We start from the raw sequence: 20163 nt of genomic DNA, 5'->3' as shown, positions 1-20163 counted from the left end.
AGTGAGCCATTACGGATTCGCGGGATCTAAGACCACTGCCCGCAACTTTGCTGAGCGAGCTTCTTACTATGAGAAGAAGCTGGGCGAGATGCGTGCGCTGCAAGAGCAGCGCATTGCGCTGGGCGAAGATGTGTCCGTATTGACCGAGGAAATCGCCCAAGCGGACGCCTTGCTTGCAGTTGCCCTGGGCGATTTGGAGGATGAGGCGAAGTCGGGCCGGGAGGATTACTTTTTCAAAATGGGTGCTGACACCCTGGATAGCCAGATCAGCGGCCCACTGGCCGAACGCCTTGGCTTGGGAAGTGAGCCTCAGCCCGGCGACTATATGGCGCTGTATCGCGGCATTAACCCGCGCACCTCAGAGATTTACCTAGAAAAAACGCGCTCTGATGCCATTGAGAACGATATTGCGAAAGCAGAAATCGAAAAGGCGGCAAAACGAGAAGCTAAAAATTCGGGGGAGGGTGTTGAGTCAATTCGTCTGACATTGGCTGAAGCTGATGTTGGAGATAAAAAGGAGCAGGTACTTGGCCACTCAAGCTGCGTATCGCTCCAGAAAAGCTTGAGCATGTACTGGGCCACAGCGCCTGAGCAAGAGCGGGTCATCATCCAAGAAGCATTGCTGCAGGCCGTAACAGACGCTGGTAATTACGAGCAAGCACGCGGCTATGTTGGCGGGCGATTAGGCGCTGGCGGTAGCGAGTTCGTGGCAGGCGAGGGCATGGTGCTTGAGTACCTGCACTGCACCTCTCGCGTTGAAAAAGGCCATGAAAGGCCAGATCCACAGCTTCACGTCCACCGAGAGCGGCCCAACGTGGTTCGCTTGCCCGGTGGAGCGATGCGAACGCTGGATGGCGGCGAGCTATACAAGCGGCAGAAAGAGTTTGGCGCAGTCGTAGATGTGGCGCTGGCATCCAAGCTTCAGCAGCGTCTACCACACCTTGCAGCAGCGCTTGAGGTAGATCATGCCGGGCATGGCCTGAAGCTAAACGAAGGCACGATCAGTCGAGAGCGAGTTCTTGGCTCCTCAAAGCGCGGCCAAGGGATCACGGCAAAAGCGGTCGAGCTTGGGATGGACGGCGCCGCCGCCACCGAAGCCATCGCAGTTCGCGGGCGAAGCTCAAAGCAGGAAGAAGTTGGTGAAGACATCTTCGACCATTGGCGAGATGAAATCGGCGAGATCGAGTTGGTTCAAAGCAGCACCCAAGAGCTGACCATGCCAACCATCCTGCAAGTCCAGGAAATGCTGTTTAAGGGCAGCAGCGTTATCAGCGACCATCACCTTGATTTCGTGGCCGCTCAGCTCACCATTGGAAAAGGCGGCATCGAGCAGATCGCTTTAACCCGCGAAGCCCTTATCAAGCAACTTTGCATTGTCGAGATCCCGCCACGTTTCGACGAAAACGGCGAACTGGTGCGTGGCGGGAAGAAGTACACGACCGGCGAAATGATCCGCATCGAATCCGACTGCTTAAAAGCCGCAGTTGCCGGCATGGAGAACGAGCGCTGGGCGATCAACCCTGAGCTAGTCGAAAGCATCATCCAACGCTATGAGCTGGAAAAGCAGGCGACACAGAAGCCGGAGGATCGACGTTTCCGGTTGACCGACGAGCAGCGCGAGGCGGCTTTCAAACTCACTGGTAACGGTCAGTACAACTTCCTGCAAGGCGCGGCGGGCGTAGGTAAGTCCGCAACGCTAGCACCGGTATTCCGGGCATTTGGCGAAGCCTTTGCTGCCAAAGGGCACCGCTGCATCGGCGTAGCGCCTCAAAACAAGCAGGCCAGCGAGCTTGAGAAATCCACGGGCATTAAGTCGCGCACCGTTCACAGCCTGCTAATGAATCACGAGAAAGCCGCCGAGGCGCAAGCCAAGGGCGAGCGCTTCAACCCTCAAAATCTGGTTCAGCCATGTGACGTAATCGTTTGCGACGAAGCTGGCACCTTGGACACCTTTACCCTCCATGCGCTCGTAAGCGTCTGCCAGGACCGCCAGGCCAAGCTGGTGATGGTTGGCGACCGCCGCCAGATGGAATCGGTGGGCACCGCGCCCATGTTCGGCCTTTTGTCCGACGCCATGGGCGGCAACTTGGCACGCATCGAGTCGATCGCTCGCCAGAAAGAAGAATTCAAGCCCGTCGCCCAGGCGCTTTATGAAGGGAAAATCCCCCAAGCGCTAAAGGCTATGGAGAGCAAAGACCAGATCCGGATTTTTCGCGAGGACGTAAACGAAGCCGACGAGCTGGTTAAAGCAGCCCTTGCTGATGCACAGACGGCCCGCAAGGGTTGGGAAGACCTACTGATTCTGGCTGACACCAACGCCCAGGTGGGCAGTCTCAACGATAAGTTTCGAGATAAGCTTATCGCTGACGGCTCGCTTGACCCTGAAAAGCAGATCGAGATCGAAACCGTTGACCTGCAGGGTTACGCGCGCGCGCTCAGTGTTACCCCAGGTGATCGGCTGCTGCTGCGTAAAAACGCCAAGGATGCCGAGAAGTTGCCCGTCAGCAACGGCGACCTTGGCACTGTATTGAGTGTGCGTGAAATCGTCGAAATCATCGACGAAAAGGAAGTGCGCGACATTGAGTTGATGATCCGCCGCGACGACGGCGAGACGGCCCGGATTCGTAATAGCGAATACCAGGCGATCCAGCACGGCTGGGCCATGACCACAACTAAATGCCAGGGCATGACGGTAGATCGAAGCTACTACCTACCCTCCGATATGACCCACATGCGGGCGCTCTATGTTGCCTACACGCGAGGCCGGGAGGGCGGCTTTGTCTACGCCAACGAAACCCGCTGGGCAGAGATTAAAAAAGGGGTCGAGCGATTCAGTGAGAAGGAAACAGCCCTCTCTCTCATGCCGGCCATGCGCCAAAGCATCGAAGCTGCCGCGCAAACCAATCAAAAATTGGTGCTCACCGCTCAAGCCGTGACCGTGGAAGGTCGCCTGAGTAAAGGTGGAGAGCGCTTCCAGATGCCAGGGCAAACCCCTGAGCCTGAGAGTCCAGATCGCAAAATTCAGGTAATCCCCAATGCCCCTGACGATATTGAGCGTGCCAAAGCTCTTGGCAAAACCATCGTCACCGAAGATCAGTTGTGCGACCCGAAATTTGAGCTGCCTGACGACGGCAGAGCCGTTGCAGTTGCGCTGAATCCAGCCCCGCCGATTCCGGCGGTGCAGGACACTGAGCTTAAAAAGGCAACGGTCACCTACTTGCCCACTCCTGAAAATCGCGGCCATTCAGCGAACCTGCTTGATCGCATGCAAAGCGCCGCGCCGCTAGTGAATCGCACCAAATACTTTATGCCAGAGCCGATGGAGGCCAACCATGAGAAAACCAGACACGCTGGCTCACTCACCCGAAGCGAGCGAGTTAACCGACGAACTGAACGATCTGCTGCCGCCGGATCAGGAGATTCCAGAGTTTCCGGAAGTCTCGGCACCTACGAGCGCGACATTACCCCGCGCGTCTCTGAAGCCCGGTTCCAAACCGTCGCCAACCTTGGAAGGCCTGTTGGGTTCCCGCCCCAAGACGGTATGCGACGGTTGTCCGAACGGAGTCTGGCACCAGACTCAGGAATGGGACGTGAGGGTTTATTGCCGGGTAATGCACTCGCTGATCGACAGCCTTCTGCTGGAGTGCGACGGTCGATTCATCCAGATGCAGTGAAGCAGGAGAAGCCTGTGAGCGATAAGCCACGCAAGTACCCGATCGACAAGGCCGGTGCGCAGCGCGAAACGGACGGCATGAAACGCAACGTCGATTTGGTCGGCTATGCGCAGCATCTCGGGTATGAGGTTGATAAAACGGCTTCATATAAAGGCCATACCGTTGTGCGTGGACATGGTGAGGCGAAGATCGATATCTATGCCGGTAAAGACGGGAATTGGGCGTGGAGCGATCGCAAGTCCGGCAAGGGCGGCGACATCTTCAAGCTCAAGCAGTTCACCGACGGGGGCGATTTCAAAGTGGCCAAGGATGACGTGCGTGAATACTTGGCGGCACCCACTCCGGTAGCGCTTCAGAAAACGGTGGCTCCATCGGTTGAGCAGCCCAAAGAGAAGGCCGAGCGTATCGAGCAAGGCACTGCCAAAGCAAAGCGGGATCTTGAATTTATGGGGCGCAACGACGCCTATCTGCGCTCTCGTGGCTTGAGTGCTGAAACGCTTGATGAAACTCGATGGAAATCGAACCGGTACGGTTCAGCCACTTTCTCGCATGTAGGGGCTGACGGAAAGGCATGCGGTTACGAGTACCGTGGCGAGTCGGCCAAGGGCTTCTCCAAAGACACCGAAAAAGGCGTCTACGTCGCCAACAAAACCATCACCAACCCGACTGAAATTCGTTTCTGTGAGGGTGGTGTAGACACCCTCAGCGCCTACCAGCTAGCCACTCCAGAAGAGCGCCAAACCATCCTGTTCGTCGGCACTGCCGTCCAAACTGGCGAGAACACAGAGAAAGCCATTATCGCGTTGGCTCAGCGCAACAACATTCAGAAATTCTCGACGCTCTACAACCAAGACCAAGCGGGTGACAACCTCACCGCTCAGCGGCATGAGCGCCTTGCGCAGCAGTTCCCGGATGCACAGATCACCGATCTGCGTGACGAAGTGGGCCTGCAAAAAGGTGAAGACATGAACCTTTTGCTGAATCGCCTCAACCGCGAAGCCCTCGAACTCGAAAAATCCCAACAGCTCGCCGCCCAGGCTGCGCCTGAGCCGGCCCACGCCGAGAAAAAGGCCGAGCCAACCCAAGACGCTCAAAAGCCTGAAGAGCAAGATCAAAATCCGGCTAAAGGGAAGGCGGCGGATTCAGCAGCCGAACCTGATCCAGACGAGCCAACGCAGTCGCGAGGGAGATCCATGTGAATGAAGCGACCGCTTTACCTCTAATCCAGCACCTCTCAAACCAAATGCGCGCCTCGAAAATCGAGCGCCTTGAGCGTGAGCTGGCCGAAGCGAAAGCAAGCCTCGGCGACGATCTGGCCGGGCCTTTCGTGTTGGCTTTAGCCATCGTCGCCCAGGTAATCAGGATCGAGTCAGCCTACGTCGTGCCTAGCCCGATCACCGACGAGAAAGCATGGGAGGGCGCAGCCGACTGGCATTTGGCGGTTTTCACCACCGACGAGCTGCCCGCCGACACCCACATCGAGATCCGCAATAGGCTTAGGGACCACGGATCTAAAACAATCGCCGGTCGTGTTGAACTGATCGGACCGATCGAGAAAAACCCCGAGCCATTGGCCCGCGCCTGCGCCGACGGCCTGAAACTGGAGGTTCCACAATGACCGCTGCCGAGCTAATCGAGCTGTTAAGCGCCTACCCGTCCGACCTGCAAGTTTTGGTGGAGGGTTACGAAACCGGTTATGACCACATCAAACACGTCGAGCAAAAAAACGTGGAGCGTTACCGCCATGCCCAAGACTGGGATGGCCAGTACCAAGAGAGCAAAAAGGGTGGAAAGCCCTGCATTTTAATACGCGGCCGGCTTGGATACCTTCGTTGAAACAGCGTTGTTGCATTTGTAATGGGTACTCCCATGCCATTTGCAACAAACCGAAAAGGTACGTCGAACGCCGATCATTCGGCTCACCGAATGAGCCGAATAAACCAACTAATCGGCTCACTGAATTATCAAGTAGACGCGAACTGCAGGTTTTCATGCGGTTCGCGTAGAGATACGGAGCAACACATGATTCTCGTCATCGATCTTGAGAACACCTGCGAAAAAGACCGGCCGCCCGGCTATCCGGACGACATCATCGAAATCGGGGCTGCGTGGGCAACGCCGGAAGGCGAAGCGCTCGACACGTTTAGAGTGGTAGTGCAAACCGAAACCCCGATCTCCGTCTTCTGTACTGGGCTCACGGGCATCAGCCAGTCCGACGTAGACGCCGGCCTGACATACGCGCAAGCCATGCAAGAGCTGGCTGAATTCGCGTCCAAGTATCCAAGCACTGTTTGGGCGAGCTGGGGAGTGTCCGACCTCCACTCGCTTGAGATCGACTGCGCCAAGCATAGGGTCGAAAACCCACTTAGCGATTGGACGCACCGCAACCTCAAAAACGAGTTTTCGTTAGCTAACGGCAGCAAGCCCTGCGGTTTGAAAAAGGGGCTAGAAATCGCGGAAATCGAGCGAGAAGGCGCAAGGCATCGAGCACTGCCTGACGCGATCTATGCAGCGAAACTGATGCCCTACATCGCCACCTATATTCAGCTTTGCGAGAACCTATGGGCTCGTGAAAGAGCGCGCCGCGAAGCGCTATGTTCGCTGCAAGACCCAATGCTAGGGCGGCGTGAAGAAGCATTAAAAACCCTCGCGCTGATCAAAGGCCAAGACCGCAGATCACCCATCGGGGAAGGGGCAGAGCTGACCACTAAGCACCTACGCGAAAGCGTGAGAATCGTCCCGGCGAGCGGCACAACGATCGCCCACGTCATCGAGACCGAAATCCCTGAGCCGTGGCGCGCGCGTTTCCAGGCGGCCTCGATCGGCTCCACAAAGCAGTCACAAGACACGTCCTACGCGCATGACTGGATCACGTTTCTGGACATGTGGGACAAAGAAAGAAAAATCCAAGGAGTCAGAAATGTCTGATCAAACTATTGGCAACCACTTCAGTACAAGTGAGCGCGAAGCCCTGATCCGTCTATGCGAATCCCGCGAAGCAGTGGCCTCGTTCCTTTGGTCAAGCGGCAGTGATTGCCGCGAAAAATCACGGCTCGAAGACGCGATGGAACAACTGCTCGACCTGATCAAATATGAGTAATCGCAATGATCTATATCCAGAAAGAAGACCTCCCAACAGCGAGTTTTGCGCTCGATGCCCGGCTCTATGCCGGCCAGGGCTGGCTCTCGCTCGTGCGCGAAGCGATGGTGGTCATCGGCAGCTCACCGATCCACGCCATTCGTGAAGATGCCGGCCTGCTGCGCATTGAGTTGGGCAGACCAACGCCCGAGCAAAGCGAAACGATCAAGGAGATCCAGAAGCGCTCTGCCCAGGTATGTGAAATTTGCGGCGAGCAGGGCTCTTTGCGCTTTGAAGGGCTGAAAAACGGCCAGCCAGCGGGTTGGCACCGGACTCGTTGCGACGAGCATGTAGATACGCGAACTGATGACCTCAGAGGGAAAATCAAGGCCAAATCGTGGCTGGCGGTTTGCCAGGATGCTGGTGATGGAAACGGCGATCTTTTAGTGTATCTACCCCCGGATCTTCTGGCGGAAATGGGGTGGCAAGCGGGCGACACCCTCGACTTCAATGTTCTGGCGAACGGCACAATAACGCTATCGAAGTTGGGCGCCGAAAAAGCTGGGGAGAGTTCGTAAATGATCCTGTTTCTGGATTTCGACGGCGTGTTGCACCCTGATGCTGCCTTTAAAACCCGTCGCGGCATCGAACTGCGCGGGGAGGGCGAGCTGTTCATGTGGTCGCCGATCCTCGAAAAACTGCTCGCTGAATGCCCGCAGCCCCAGATTGTTTTGAGTACGAGCTGGGTGCGGCAACTGGATTTCAAACGAGCCAAAAAACGCCTTCCCGAAGCTGTCCAGGCGCGTGTGATCGGTGCGACGTACCACTCATCGATGGAGGCCGGCCCGGACGCAATCCCATGGATGCAGCGCACACGCTGGCAGCAGATCGCAACCTATCTTGTGCGCAACAAAACCCAAGACTGGATCGCCGTGGACGATGACGACGCCGGCTGGCCGGATGATCAGCGCCATCGCCTGCTGCATTGCGACCCGCAAACCGGCCTTGCCGGGTTGGACTATGACGACACCAGGGCGGCGATACGCGAATGCGGAAAGGCTCGACGGGAAGAGGCGGTGAAGTACGCCAGGGCGACCAATGCGCTTGAAGGCCTCCGGCAGTCCGCAGAGAGCGCAGATCAGGCGCGGCGGTATATCGCTGGCGAGATCACACTTGAGCAGGCGCTAGAAGAAACCAAGGCCCGCTGGGGCGCGCAAATAGACCCGCCGGAGCTGGGGTCACGATGAGCGCGCCGACACCAATCCCGCCGACGTCGTTGTCTCCATTGGTCTATATCGGCGGCATGGCTGCGCTCAATTTGCCGTCACCGACAGGGACAGGCGATTGGCACATGGAACAAACATTCTTTATTCCGCGACCAAGCGGAAGGCGATCGCGTTCGTTTATCTCTGGCGCTGGATACCCAACAGACACAACATCGATTCTTGGTGATGAGGGGATCTACGATTGCACCGCTACGCTTGATGACCTCGGCATCCTAAGCGAAAGCTCCACTGCTTACGCGGCGAGCCACGCAAGAGCGACGGCAGACCTTGTGCTTGACGCAGTATTGAGGGGGCTATCTCCCTGTTTCGTGACCCTGGATGACTGGATGCCGCGAGACAGTGACAAGCAACAGGTGTTCGACCTATTAGCCAGGGCCATGCCGTATCTAACCGCAGATCAGCAAGAGAATGTTCGTTGGTGGGAACGGAAAAACGCGATGTCGGAACCCACTTTCGCAGAGCTGAAGGCGCTCAAAAAAGAAAATCAGCAGCGGCATATCGAAGAAATCGAAGCCATGTCGCCCGCGGAACGGGACGCCGCGATGGAGCGCATGAAAGCGAGCCTTTTAGAAACCCCGATCGGGCCGCGTAAGCCGTACAAAAAGGTCAATATTGAAAATCCAGAAAATGCGGACTGGGATCAAAAGCCGGATGGATTTGAGCCGGGCCACTAAATCCCCGATAAGGTACGTCGAACGCCGATAAGGGGTATGTACGGGTTTCCTCGTTTTCGAGGATTTCTGCACATGGATATTTATACAGGACTACCGAATTTCAGCTAGTGCTCATACGATCGCATCAGATCGCCTGGCGTCAGCAGTTCTTGATTCTCGTCCAGCCCAAAACCGTCCCGGCTCAACAGATCCAGCACGCGCGCGCGCTCGACTGGATCGCTCGCCAGCCGATCCTTAGCAGCCGCAGCACGCGCTTTAACGTCGATGGCGACCTCTCGCATCAGGTCGTCTAGGGCGGCTTCGCCCCAGAGCTTTTTAGCGGATCTCATAGTTCTGGCTGCTCTTTTTTAAGGGTTCGGTAGGACGCAAAATCCTCGTTATCGTCGCCGAAATTGTGCTTGTCCGGGAAGTGCCTCAAAAGATGCTTTGCGTCTTCGCGCACTTTTTTTGGCAAGTCGAGATCCATGATCAGCGCCATCAAGAAATCTTTGGTTTGAATCACGGAGCGCGTGCGCTCAAGCGGGGTTGTCATTGTGTCCGCCTCCGCTTGGCCCAATCGATATAGACATCTACTGCGTCGCCCTTGATCAATCGCCAGCCAGGGCGACGAACTGCCGGATCAAACATCACGTCCATCTCATACAACAGACTTAGACCGCCAACGATAAGCCCGACGTAACCCAAGCCTGACGGCAGTGGAAACAATAGCGCATGGGTCGGGCGCTTTTCAGCCAGCATTGTGTGCGATACCCAGCACGCCACCGGCATTTTCCAGCGATTGATCGCCCAGGCACAGGTCGCGGCGAACGCCTCCCGATGGTCGCGGCTGCGTTCATACGCATCTTCATAAGCCAGCGCGAAAGCAGCGAATTCGTCCTGGTCGGTGTTTGATCTGGCCATCTTTATCGATCCTCTCTGTTGGTCGATCATCATTACACCTCGATCACGCAGCGGGGATCGAATCCGGTTTCTTCATCCGGATATCCGCGTGGGTTGCATACCACACGAGTTCCCTCGATCTCAAAATCAGCAGCAGTGTGCGAATGACCATGCACCCACAACGCGACGTGATCGCCCATCATGTCGTCCCACGCATTCGCGAACGCCGCGTCCATGTGGCTACGGTCATAAGGGCTATCGATAAGCGATCGCAGCGAGGGCGCATGATGAGTAATAACCACCGTCTGGCCGTCAAAAGGCTCGTCGAGCTTTGCGCGCAACCAGTCTCTGGTCTTCCTGGATTCTTTTACTAAGTCTGCCGGCCTGATTTTCCGGTGACCATCAGTGCGAATCAGCTTGAAGTCGTTGAGCCCTTCTTGGGCTGTGAAGGCCGCGATTGGCGGACTGCCTGTCGCAGCGAAGTCTGTCCACATCGTCGCGCCGAGGAATCTGACGCCACCGATGGCGATCTCTTCTCGGTCCAGCACTCGGACGCGATCGGTCTGAGCTTTGCGAAGATCTTCAAGCGTGCGCGTCAGGTGACCACCGTAAAACTCGTGATTCCCAGGCACGTAGAGCACCGGGCACGAAAACGCTTTCTCGGCCCACACAACGCCACGCGATTTCAGATCGATATCGCCCGCCAGGATAACCACGTCAGCATCCAGTACCTCGGGAGTGAAGGCGCTGAATTCGTTGTGCAGATCTGAAAGAAGGTGGATACGCACTTTTTGTGGCTCGCGGAGGAATTCTTAAAGCGTACCCCCATCTTGCGCTCTTTTGCTTAGCGTTTCAATATAAGTATACCTAAAGTGTTACAAAGCGACGAGCCCTCTGAATCCCGTCTCGTCAGCATGAAAAATACTTAAACTGATACGCTGATAGAAACACACCCAAATTGATACAGGGCAACAATACCGATGTTCATACGAGCTTACCTGCGGGCCAGTACCGCAGAACAAGACGCTACCAGGGCGAGTGACGCACTGGAGCGGTTCGCGGTCGAGCATGGCCACAAGATCGCTGCTGATTACATCGAGAACGAGAGCGGCGCGCGGGCCGATCGCCCCGAGCTGCTGCGCCTGCTGAAAGATGCCCGCAAGGGCGACGTTCTCCTGGTCGAAAGTATCGACCGGCTTTCGCGACTTCCCGCTGATGACTGGCAAAAGCTCAAGGCGGCCATCGACTCGAAGGGGCTGCGAATCGTCGCGCTGGATCTGCCGACCAGTTACCAGGGCATGAACGGTACCAAGGGCGATGAGTTCGCTGGCCGGATGCTGGCGGCGATCAACTCGATGCTGGTTGAAATGATGGCAGCCATTGCCCGCAAGGATTATGAACAGCGTCGTGAGCGCCAGGCGCAAGGGATAAAGAAGGCAAAAGCTGAAGGTGCATATAAAGGCCGACCCGTCGATGAGGATCTATACAATCGGGTGCGTGAGCTGCTGGGCGCTGGCCTTGGCGTTCGCGCTACAGCGCGACATGCAAAATGTTCGACGACAACAGTTATGAAGATTCGGGATACGAAGAAATTCAAAAGTGCGGCTTTAGAATCGGTCCACTAATCGGCCACGGCACTGCTGGAAATCGGCGCAATTGACAAGACGGCAATGGAGGAGTTCGACGAATCTTGTCATACGTTGCCGTAGTCGAACGGGTTTTTGCACTCCCACGCCCAAAGCTTCTCTTTTTGCGCGCCGGTCAAAAGCGGTCTGGCCTCTTCTAGCAAGAAGTACACGCACTCCTTATCCCAAGTTCCCGGCATCCAGTCGTCGAGCACCACATAGTCCGGAGACTCCCCCCTCAATACAGCACCAAGAATGAGGTCGGCGACAGCCCTTGCATGGGTCGCCGCGTAAGCAACCGCGCCTTCATGCGGGATGCAGAGCTTGTCGAGAATTTCCGTGCAGTCGTAGAAATCATCGCAAATACCCTCCTCCTCGAAAAACGAAGTCGTATCCGTTTCGCACCCAACCCCAAAGAGGAACGAGCGCGATGCAGGGGGCTTCTGGCTGAAAAAAGTCTCTTCCAGATGCCAGTCTCCGGTTCCCGTTGGCGACGGCAAGTTGAGCGCCGCAAGGCCCCCGATATACACAAGCGGCGACAGTGAGGTCGGTGGAATAGGCGCAACCGTGCTCCCCGACTCTGACCCGGACTCTCGCAATTTCCGCCGCTGTTCATTCTTGTGAATCTGCTCATCTACAAGCATGGCCGCCCGCATCCAGGCTGGCATGTCGTTGATCACTGATTTCAGTGCTTCAAACTCTTCAGCGCCTAGCTTGCGCCGAATTTTACCGACGAGCCTTGGCGTGACTTCGGCCTTGCCTAAGTACCACATGGCAGTCAGGGCGACCCCGGCCCGCCGCCCTGCAAGAAGCAGTTTGCGCGAACTGGCATGCCTGAATTCGACCGTTTTATTTCTGATCAACAGTGTGCGCGACCGCCCAGACGTCAAGTAGATCGAACTCATCGGAACCTGAGTGCTCAACCCCATGATATTTGCAGCTCTCGCCCCGTGAACCTGAAGGGTTTCGCCTTTAGCTATCAGATCGACGACCTTCTTTTCCGACGATCCATATCGGCCAATCCGACCATCGACTGGAAGGCAATAGATCCCGCGCGCTACGCGCATGATCTGCTGGGTTTGGATGAGCCTCGATAGAGTCTGATCGACAGCCGCGCGCGTGCCTAATGACAAAAATTCATCAGGGGTAAAAGGCTCTCCTGGCGGGATTTCCTGGATACGCTTGCGGATCAGTTCAGCGGTTTTAGTCGGCTTGCCCATGTTAGAAAAGATACACGTTTTTCTGACAAACTTCAGCTGGATCAATGCGCCAAATCAGCGCAAAAAACCCCCACGCCCAACCCGCCGAATAGCGTCAACCTTGACGAGCTTGGACAGCGTTTCCTCGACCAGTTCTTGCGGCCCGAGCCCTCGGAAATCATCAAGGCTAAAGCGCTCTCCATAGGGCATTTCGTAGAGGCAACGACAGATCTTGATGGCAGTTTTGCTCGGCGGCCTGATCTCCAAACTGGCGATTCTGAGCCCCACGTCTTCGCACCGATTTTTTCCGTAGTCGTTATCAAACCGAATATCCCTCCGGCCGAAGCCAATTGATCGGGAGATCCGCCTTTTGCCCGTGTTAAACGTAGACCGGGCCGGGATTTGCGTCGTTCGGGCAGAGGCGTATTCCGCCGCCGCGCGACCAACCCGGATCTGCTCGCCGAGCCTCTCGAAAAGCTCAACGGTAAGCTCTTCCAGGCATACCCTGGTAGAAGGCTTGCCCGAATGGATGCTCGGCCGCGCCTTGGCATAAGCGCCTCGACTGAAGCGAACGATCTTGCCCTCCAGGGTCAGCTCCTTCAGGGCACGGCTGATCTGGCTGGCACTGCCCAGCGCCTCAAAGTCTGCACGCATGACGGCCTCGCCTTTGCGCAAGGCGATAGATCGGGCCATTCTGTCTTTAACTGTGAGCTTGGCCATGACGGCCTCTGAGTTGTGCAGGGATTGCTCATTTAGTGCGCCTAAAAATGGTCGCTATATCTAGCAATACCAAGGCATACACGCACATCACCTAGCTATTCGACCTCGGGAAATAGGCTCGGTTTTCTTACACTTTTTTCAGGATGCAACTGCTAAGGAATTCTTAGCAGTTCAGCTCAGGAGTCCTCATGCAAAATCAATGCGTCCAGGACAGCCTCTCCGCAGGACGGGCAAAAATCGCCAGTCACCGCAGCGGCGCAAGCAGGGCATTTCACGCTGGCGAACTTGCTTCGCATGTCCGCATGGGAGATGACTGCGTAACATGCCGGCTAGCATTAAGGTTGCCTGTTCGCAACGTCAATCAAGCAGACTGTTAAACTGCATAAATAAGCTGTTTGAAGGATCAACTTTAGATTGGCCCATGCCCCCATTTATTGCTTCTTTGAGTGCAGCCCCACCTGCGCACTGGCGTTTTGAACCATGACTGCAAGCCATTGTTCCTGCAAATCCAGCTAAGCCTCTGAGTTTTTTGCATGGATCTTCCTGACTAACCGCATCAAGAAACTCCTTCGTTTCATCATAGGTTTCCTTAGCTTCCTTAACTTGGTTGTATTTTTTGTAAGCGCCGGCAGTTCCGCCGAGTCGCCCACCCATTTTGGCAATTAATTTTACTAATCCTCCACTCGGGGAAATTGCAGAAATTGCAGCCCCAAGCTGCTCTTCAGCATCAATGCTTTTCCCTGTAAGCCAGTCGTGACCAGTAACCGCGTTGTAAAGGCTAAGTCCATTTCCCAAAACTGGAACTGCTTCAAGTACGTCATGAATAACTGCCATCTCCAGATAAGGAACTTCTACATTCCCGATCTCTGTGCAGGGCTCATCACTAGTCGAGTCGGTAGGTATACCAAGCGACCACTCAGTTTTACCAAATTCAGACGCAATCATGTCCTTCGCTCGGTCCTCTTGCGCTTTTGTGTAAGCGCTGCTGCCTGAGGGTGCAGTTGTCCTAACTGGCGTGTATGGTCCGACAGAGAGGCGCTGGGTAGGGTGGTAAGAGTTCCCGTTTCCGCTAGATGTGGTTGTTGCTATCCATCCAGAAGGATCGACTGGCTGCGGTGAGCCAGTTGGGTTTTTGATAACAATCTTCCCTGATCCTGGGCCATAAAGTGATGATTGTGCCGCTAGCCCGTTTGGCAGCATTGAGTAATTACCATTTGGCTGGATACCGCCATCGGCTTTGGGTAGGTCATCACCAATCTGGTTAAGCACACTCAGCGCTTGCGCAACAGTTTTTTCTTCAGGCGTGCTTGGGTTTTTCGGCGTGATCAAGTCAGTATATTTTCGTGCCTCGCGCAAGTATGGGTTATTCAAAACACTACTTGCTGATTGAGGGACGATTCCTGCCATATCAGCCAGCTGCAGAAGATCGGTTGAATTGGAATAATCTGCATTTGCCAGCATTGTTGCCTTGTCAGAAAGCGACTTTGCTTGGGCAAACATGGACCGGTAGTTAGCCATCGTCGATGGGTCGATCGGGGCATACTGGCTGGCGATGTTCGTCGCCATAGAGCCACCAGTGCTCTTAATGTTTTCCATCTGGCAATAACTATTCATTGCCGCCAACGAGACAGGCCGAACAGCGTTATTGAATAGTGTCCGCATGCCTCCTGTTAGCCGTGCTTCTTCACAAGGGTTGTGTCGGAAATACCAAACAAGGGATTGCGTGTTGTAGTAGTTGTCAGGGTGCGCAGCTGAGTACCTAGTAACGTCCGTATAGGCCGGAATAAGTTGCTCTGGCAGGTAAGCTTCAATTGACCGAATGGTGTACGTGTCACCGGGAGAACGGCCCGGTAAGTTATGGTCGTTACAGAACGTCTGAACAAGCAACTCGACTGAGCCGCCAGCAGGCACCCAAACCTGCTCAGTAGTACCTTTCGTGGAGCGCTTGTTTTGATTGTCGGCTATCACCTTACCTTCTCGATACATCCGACTTTTTGCGATGAATCGCAGTACAGGAAGAACGGTTTCCGTCACTTCAAGCAATTGCTCTGGAGTCAGAGTTTTTTGGCTTCCGTACTTGGCCATGACTTCAGAAATCTTTTTCTTGTATCGAGCTTCCTCGCCGGGCTTTAGCGGATCGTATACCTCCACCGTTGCGGTAATTGCTGAGAGGTTATCAAAAATTGATTTGGCTTTATTCGCGCTAGCTTGGTCTTGCGCAGTCCACTGCCGGTTGTCCATTCCTTTCTTGCCAACATAGTTGCCAAGACCGACGGAAGAAGCTGCAGCACCAATTGATGCGGTGGCAGAGTTGGCTACATCCAAAGCGCTTTTAAAAGCATCCGACAAACCACCAGCGCTGGTGCCGTCTTGCTTAACTGTCCCTGGCAGACACCCGGCTAGGAATCCTGCCAGAGTTATAACCGAGGTTGCCCGCATTAAGCGCGAGCGCTGGAAACCCATAATGCTCATAAATAGTCCCTTATATTTGTATGCCTCCGCGTCAGCTCCCTTGAACAGCATGCGAAGGCCAATCAAATCTACATGATCAACTGATTATGCAACAGCCGATTCTGGTCTTGTCGGGGATGCTCGCCACGAATCTTAAGAATTTCATCCGCCTTGCCAATGGCTCGGCCCACTCTTGCTGTAACCATAATCGGGGAGACGTCGCTACTACCGCACAGGTGGGTTGCGCAGTAATCGCGCGAGGTGTGGTTGCCGGACGCTTACGCCCGGAGTCTGGCATCTAGCACCCCTAATGCGCCGTCCTTGGCGCAGATTATTTCACAGCCGAGCCCCCGACCGAAGTATTGCACTTTGATCTACTTTGTCAGTTGTATGCTGACGGAGATTTAGCCGCCTGCGATGACAAAGTTGCAGTTGGATTAACTGTGCGGTGCAGGGTCATTTTCGTATCGCACATATCCACAACGATCGTATTTTTGTCCACCATTCTGCCCTTCATTAACGGCGCAGAGAGACGGCTCGGATCCGAATTTGGTCCCCACCGCTTCACGAAGGTTTCACTTTGAAGTGCAAAGCTGCCGACCAGTTGAGTCTTGCCGGTGAATGTCGTATTCCCACCTAGCTCTTTGCCCGTTCTGTAGTCAGTGAGTACGTATTCAGCGTGGCCAGTGAATGTCATGGGGAGTGCTCCCGGAATGAACGTTACAGTGGCCTTAGATGGATGTGGCAACCAGCGCGGTGGTTGGCATTGGTAATCACCTTTCCACTCCCCGCCCAAGTCAGTCATAGCAACGCTTTGAATGCTATCCATGGCTGAGCATCCCATCAGAAGTGATACCGCTGTTGCAGCTAATAGTGCGTTTCGAATCATGTTTTACCTCTGCTTTGGTTTGCTGCATGTAGCAGCTTTCTTGGTATTTCGAGTTGCAATTCAGTCAAGGGCTATGTGGGGGAGGTTAACTTATCGCCACCTTAACTTTCCGATCCGTTGAGTTCTTTCGCAGCATCAACTGACTTTTCGACTAGGTCTCGGGTCTGTTGGAAGTCCATGTGTAGGAACTCGTTGTTTAGGTTAACGGGGAGCTGTATTCCTACGCCGTAAATAGCAGGTTCCATGGTGATCACCCACTTGAAGGCGGAGCCCACGCTGCTGTCTTTGGGAAAGATCAAATCTGCAATCGCGCCGTATTTATCGACCGACATGAATGCGGGGGCAATGATCAGGGCGGCAACGCAAATGGCCTTGATTACCCAGTGGCGGCCAATCTTAGACCCTGAAATCAGCTTGAGTCCTAAGTTCAACAACGCCAACAGCGAGAAGAACAGGCTTAAGGCCATGGCAACTGGGGGCACTGCCAAGGAGCGAACGGCTTGACGCCCCTTGTCCTCCAGACGGCCACCATCGGCCAGATCTTCCGTTGGCGCGGTGAAGGCATCGCGGATCTCGTTCCGGCGTTTGTTTAACTCAGGGGTTATGCAATTAGCTTTGAACACCTCAGGTGAGTGGTAGGCATTGCCTTTCGTGCATGGCGCATCGACAAGCGCTCGGCCGATGGAGTCTTTGACCGACTTAAGGTTCTTGAACTGCTGCTCAGTGAGGTTTGGCCCAACAACCTGGCCAAAGCGTTTCTTAGTCCCTGCTTCCCACTCTCTTTCAACCTTGTTTCGCGCGCTATTATCGACTGACTGCATAACTGCTCTTTCGTCATCCGGACACCAACCAGCGGGCACATTGATGTTATTGGCAACTAGCTTGGCACGAGCCTTTGAACACACCTGTGGCTGACGCATGAAGCCGTTCAGGCTCATGTCGCGCGGCATGCCGTTGGACACCTTGGTATAGGCTTGGTCCATTAAACGCATGTGGCCATTGTGAATGGATTGATCTGTGATTTCGCGAATCTGCTTGTCGCTGACCGCTGTTTCAACGAGATCAAAGAGGTCACCCAGATTGTAGTGAACGGTGTTGCCCTTCCTGACTCCGGGGTCAGAGAAGGTAGCTGCCCTGGTGCCGACGAACACTTCGAAATCAGGAACAAAGCCGTAAATCCGCGTTAGATCTCGCTCGTAGATATCCCGGTTGTACTTCGGATTGGCATTGAAGTCCCGAACCCGTTTTGCCACTTTTTCCTCTTGAGCCATATAGTCCGACTCGAATTTGGTGACCATATTTTGGTGGGTGGTGTAGTCAGCATTCACACCTCTGCGTATTTGGTCGAGGATTTCTCCTGATTTGCCGGAGGCCTTACGCAGCGCACTCTCGTATTGCTCGGCCTGATCGAGGTACTGGTTGTAGCGACTGGCCACGTCATTACGAACTTGCTGGTATTGCTTCCAGCGTCTTTCAGCTGCTGCATTCCCGCCTTGTTTGGCGACCCGGTCAAATATCTGCTGGCTGCTGTCCTTGAGAATCCTGTCAATTTTCTCGTTACCCTGCGCCATGGGTCCGATCAACGCCAACAGGGTCTTGTCCGCAGGGGACTCGCCAAGTGTTGTAGTTCCGAACTGCACAGCACCATTTGCTACACCGAACTTGAACAGGTTCAGGCCTAGTGCCTGACTACGTTGTTCAGCGTTGGTGCCATCGATGAGATGGTCAATCAAGGCTGGCTGAGCCCAGCGCATGAATGGAACGGTTGCCAGAGTGGCAATTAATACCAACAGCATCGTTGAAAACAAGGCTCCCCGCCTTGCGAAAGGGCCAAAGCGCATGAGCAGGGCCATGAAGGCCAGTGCCAGCCCGATACCGGAGAGCGTTTCGCCGGTTAAAGCCAGGCTGTCCATATCTCCGGCGTCCTGATTTATGGACGAGGCGAGGTCGAGAAGGGCGGCGTTGAAGGCGAACTCATAACCAACGTATACGAGACTGATCGCGCCAAAGATCCATGCCCAAAGAGTGCTGGTTTTCTTATCCATGAAAACAACTTCCGAAGTTATTCGATAACGATAGGAGGTGGGAGTTCGTCCAGAGTGATGGACTCTTGTGTCGTAGTTGCCCGCTTGCGTACAGGCGAAGTTGGCGCTTGGCTACTTGCAGGTTGCGAGTTAGCTGCAGTCACAGGCTTCGCCTCCAGGTCGCGGCGCTGACCATTCCAGGTCAGGTACAGGCGTTGTGGGAACAGGCGTCTCTGTTCAGACATATTCTCGATGTCTGCATCTGCTGGAAGCTGCCGAATGATGGCCGCATCGGCTTCGCTCGCCTGTAGCTGCGCTTGGACTGCTTCTGCATCCGGCTTTTGCGTGGGCAGGGATTGTTGTGAGTAGGGATTGGTTGAGCACGCACCCAGAGAATATGCTGCAAGTGCGATGGCGAGGACTGCCAGATAGGGTTTCGTCATGGCTATCACTCCAGTCCCAGCATCTTGCAGGTTTTGATCGGGGTCGAGTCGACAATGGCACCATCTGGCATAGCCCCGCGGGATTTGAGTGCCAGCAAGTCGTTCAGATGGCTGTCGTTGTCGGTCAGGGTATAGGTCATGAGTTTTACGCCCGCGCTATGGGCTCGAGCGACAAGGCCAGGGTCAGCCTTGAGATCGCTAATTTCAACGTGCAGCCCCACTTTGCCTCCGAGAGTCCGGCGCAGTTCTTGAAGCTTTGCCGTCGAACTCCAACTCGGGTACTTGTAACTGCCAAAGGCCTCGGTAGCCATCTGCGCCGCAGCCCTGAGCCGGCGGTTGCCATTGAGTTTGCTGAGCTCTTCACCGTGATTGGCGGCTGCCCATTTTTCCAGTGCTTTGCGGCTTGGTCCCTGAATAAGCGCCAGGTAAGCCTCGGGGTTATGCTCGCGCATGCACGCGAGGGGTTTTACCCCGTTCATGCTGGAGTAGCTCACCTGGCCAGCGCTCAAAAATAGCGTTGCTGTTTCATTCAGTTGGCCGAGATCCTGGCAGTTAATGCCGCGATTGTCCTTCAGCTCGATGTTCAGTGTTTGACCCGGCGATTGGGCCTGGAAAGCACCGGACGCGATGGTTGCCAAATCTTCGGCCTGCTCGTTGACCTGTTGGCCGAGGCGGTTGCGCAGGGTCGATTGCGTCCAGTCACTGCGATCCATATTGCGTAGTTTGGTTTTGTTGGATCGGGTCAGCATGGTTCGCTGGGTGCTCTCATCATGGTTGAGCACCCAGGTCCCATCCCTGAGCTGTCTTGCGTCAACCTCGACCGCATTGAACTTGGCAGCAAATGCGACAACCACCGAGCTGAAAGCGTTCTCGGGCAAGGTTGGATAACCGCGATGGGATTGGATTTCAAAGCCATTTAAGCAGCCAAGGGCTTGTGGCTGATTAAGACGGCGGATAACGCCGAAGCGGCCGAGGTAGTAACCACGTGCGGACAGTGCCGCCTGCTCAGGCGCTCTGTCTTCCAAAGCATCTCCCGGCAGGCCAGGCAAAGCCCATGTTGCGTTGGCGGCAAAGATCGTGAAAACAGCAATTGCCAACGCAATCCTGACGCTATACATGCAGAGTCCTTTCTGTATTTTTTCTTATACGCGTATTTAGCCGCAGGCCAACTGAAAACGCCAGCGCATTAAATGCCAGTTACTGACATTAAGACCTCGTGG

Annotated in this window: 20 protein-coding genes; 9 read left to right on the top strand and 11 right to left on the bottom strand. The window is 55.0% G+C overall.

Annotated features, from left to right (window positions below; all coding sequences use genetic code 11):
• Window position 1 precedes the first annotated feature (1 nt).
• The 8 genes from BLT89_RS09830 to BLT89_RS09795 all read left to right on the top strand — a co-directional run bounded on the left by BLT89_RS09830 (window position 2) and on the right by BLT89_RS09795 (window position 8713).
• Entirely contained in the window at window positions 2-4873 is a 4872-nt protein-coding gene (locus tag BLT89_RS09830; protein WP_090194599.1) for an AAA family ATPase, read from the top strand.
• A complete protein-coding gene (locus tag BLT89_RS09825) occupies window positions 4870-5292 on the top strand; it encodes a hypothetical protein (RefSeq protein WP_090194597.1) in 423 nt (140 codons plus the stop codon). The genes BLT89_RS09830 and BLT89_RS09825 overlap by 4 nt, the downstream gene beginning before the upstream one ends.
• Entirely contained in the window at window positions 5289-5510 is a 222-nt protein-coding gene (locus tag BLT89_RS09820) for a hypothetical protein (protein ID WP_090194596.1), read from the top strand. Before BLT89_RS09825 ends, BLT89_RS09820 begins: the two co-directional genes overlap by 4 nt.
• A 186-nt stretch (window positions 5511-5696) precedes the next feature.
• Window positions 5697-6602 carry a 3'-5' exonuclease gene (locus BLT89_RS09815; protein WP_157718843.1) on the top strand — a complete coding sequence of 302 codons (906 nt, stop codon included), beginning with the start codon at window positions 5697-5699 and terminating at the stop codon, window positions 6600-6602.
• Window positions 6595-6774, top strand: coding sequence for a hypothetical protein (locus BLT89_RS09810; RefSeq protein ID WP_090194593.1), 180 nt, complete (start codon window positions 6595-6597; stop codon window positions 6772-6774). The genes BLT89_RS09815 and BLT89_RS09810 overlap by 8 nt, the downstream gene beginning before the upstream one ends.
• Window positions 6775-6779: 5 nt before the next feature.
• Complete coding sequence (locus BLT89_RS17810; RefSeq protein ID WP_172829105.1) at window positions 6780-7331, top strand: hypothetical protein; 552 nt, start codon at window positions 6780-6782, stop codon at window positions 7329-7331.
• Window positions 7332-8000, top strand: a complete 669-nt coding sequence (locus tag BLT89_RS09800) for an HAD domain-containing protein (RefSeq protein WP_090194591.1) — start codon at window positions 7332-7334, stop codon at window positions 7998-8000. It abuts the gene before it with no gap.
• Window positions 7997-8713, top strand: coding sequence for a hypothetical protein (locus tag BLT89_RS09795; protein ID WP_197673501.1), 717 nt, complete (start codon window positions 7997-7999; stop codon window positions 8711-8713). The genes BLT89_RS09800 and BLT89_RS09795 overlap by 4 nt, the downstream gene beginning before the upstream one ends.
• A gap of 104 nt (window positions 8714-8817) precedes the next feature.
• Here BLT89_RS09795 and BLT89_RS09790 read toward each other — a convergent pair whose 3' ends face one another.
• Genes BLT89_RS09790 through BLT89_RS09775 form a run of 4 tightly spaced genes read right to left on the bottom strand, consistent with a single transcriptional unit; the run spans window position 8818 to window position 10380 of the window.
• Window positions 8818-9042: a hypothetical protein gene (locus BLT89_RS09790; protein ID WP_090194590.1), complete on the bottom strand. Its 225-nt coding sequence runs from the start codon at window positions 9040-9042 to the stop codon at window positions 8818-8820.
• Window positions 9039-9245: a BPSL0761 family protein gene (locus BLT89_RS09785; protein WP_090194588.1), complete on the bottom strand. Its 207-nt coding sequence runs from the start codon at window positions 9243-9245 to the stop codon at window positions 9039-9041. Before BLT89_RS09785 ends, BLT89_RS09790 begins: the two co-directional genes overlap by 4 nt.
• The gene (locus BLT89_RS09780; protein ID WP_090194586.1) at window positions 9242-9646 is read right to left on the bottom strand and encodes a hypothetical protein; all 405 of its coding nucleotides are present in this window, start codon (window positions 9644-9646) and stop codon (window positions 9242-9244) included. The genes BLT89_RS09785 and BLT89_RS09780 overlap by 4 nt, the downstream gene beginning before the upstream one ends.
• Window positions 9646-10380 carry a metallophosphoesterase gene (locus BLT89_RS09775; RefSeq protein WP_090194585.1) on the bottom strand — a complete coding sequence of 245 codons (735 nt, stop codon included), beginning with the start codon at window positions 10378-10380 and terminating at the stop codon, window positions 9646-9648. Before BLT89_RS09775 ends, BLT89_RS09780 begins: the two co-directional genes overlap by 1 nt.
• A 192-nt stretch (window positions 10381-10572) precedes the next feature.
• Between BLT89_RS09775 and BLT89_RS09770 the strand changes: the two genes are divergently transcribed.
• Entirely contained in the window at window positions 10573-11217 is a 645-nt protein-coding gene (locus tag BLT89_RS09770) for a recombinase family protein (RefSeq protein ID WP_090194583.1), read from the top strand.
• Between the two features lie 68 nt (window positions 11218-11285).
• On the opposite strand, the gene BLT89_RS17845 is transcribed toward BLT89_RS09770, so the two are convergent.
• The 7 genes from BLT89_RS17845 to BLT89_RS09735 all read right to left on the bottom strand — a co-directional run bounded on the left by BLT89_RS17845 (window position 11286) and on the right by BLT89_RS09735 (window position 20061).
• Window positions 11286-12482, bottom strand: coding sequence for a DUF6088 family protein (locus tag BLT89_RS17845; RefSeq protein WP_197673500.1), 1197 nt, complete (start codon window positions 12480-12482; stop codon window positions 11286-11288).
• Window positions 12483-12491: 9 nt separating this feature from the next.
• A complete protein-coding gene (locus BLT89_RS17840) occupies window positions 12492-13136 on the bottom strand; it encodes a hypothetical protein (protein ID WP_197673499.1) in 645 nt (214 codons plus the stop codon).
• Window positions 13137-13493: 357 nt separating this feature from the next.
• Window positions 13494-15608 carry a pre-toxin TG domain-containing protein gene (locus tag BLT89_RS09750; RefSeq protein ID WP_157718842.1) on the bottom strand — a complete coding sequence of 705 codons (2115 nt, stop codon included), beginning with the start codon at window positions 15606-15608 and terminating at the stop codon, window positions 13494-13496.
• A 361-nt stretch (window positions 15609-15969) separates the two neighbouring features.
• Window positions 15970-16476 (bottom strand): hypothetical protein, encoded by a 507-nt coding sequence (locus BLT89_RS17645; RefSeq protein WP_172829126.1) that lies wholly within the window; start codon window positions 16474-16476, stop codon window positions 15970-15972.
• A 101-nt stretch (window positions 16477-16577) separates the two neighbouring features.
• Window positions 16578-18521 carry a hypothetical protein gene (locus BLT89_RS09745; protein WP_090194581.1) on the bottom strand — a complete coding sequence of 648 codons (1944 nt, stop codon included), beginning with the start codon at window positions 18519-18521 and terminating at the stop codon, window positions 16578-16580.
• Window positions 18522-18538: 17 nt separating this feature from the next.
• Window positions 18539-18943 (bottom strand): hypothetical protein, encoded by a 405-nt coding sequence (locus tag BLT89_RS09740; protein WP_090194579.1) that lies wholly within the window; start codon window positions 18941-18943, stop codon window positions 18539-18541.
• Window positions 18944-18948: 5 nt separating this feature from the next.
• Window positions 18949-20061, bottom strand: a complete 1113-nt coding sequence (locus tag BLT89_RS09735) for a glycerophosphodiester phosphodiesterase (protein ID WP_090194577.1) — start codon at window positions 20059-20061, stop codon at window positions 18949-18951.
• Between the last annotated feature and the right edge of the window lie 102 nt (window positions 20062-20163).

Origin of the sequence: Pseudomonas pohangensis, assembly GCF_900105995.1 — a bacterium.
Taxonomy (GTDB): domain Bacteria; phylum Pseudomonadota; class Gammaproteobacteria; order Pseudomonadales; family Pseudomonadaceae; genus Aquipseudomonas; species Aquipseudomonas pohangensis.
Note: the sequence above shows the minus strand (reverse complement) of the source record. Positions and strands in the feature narration are given on the sequence as shown.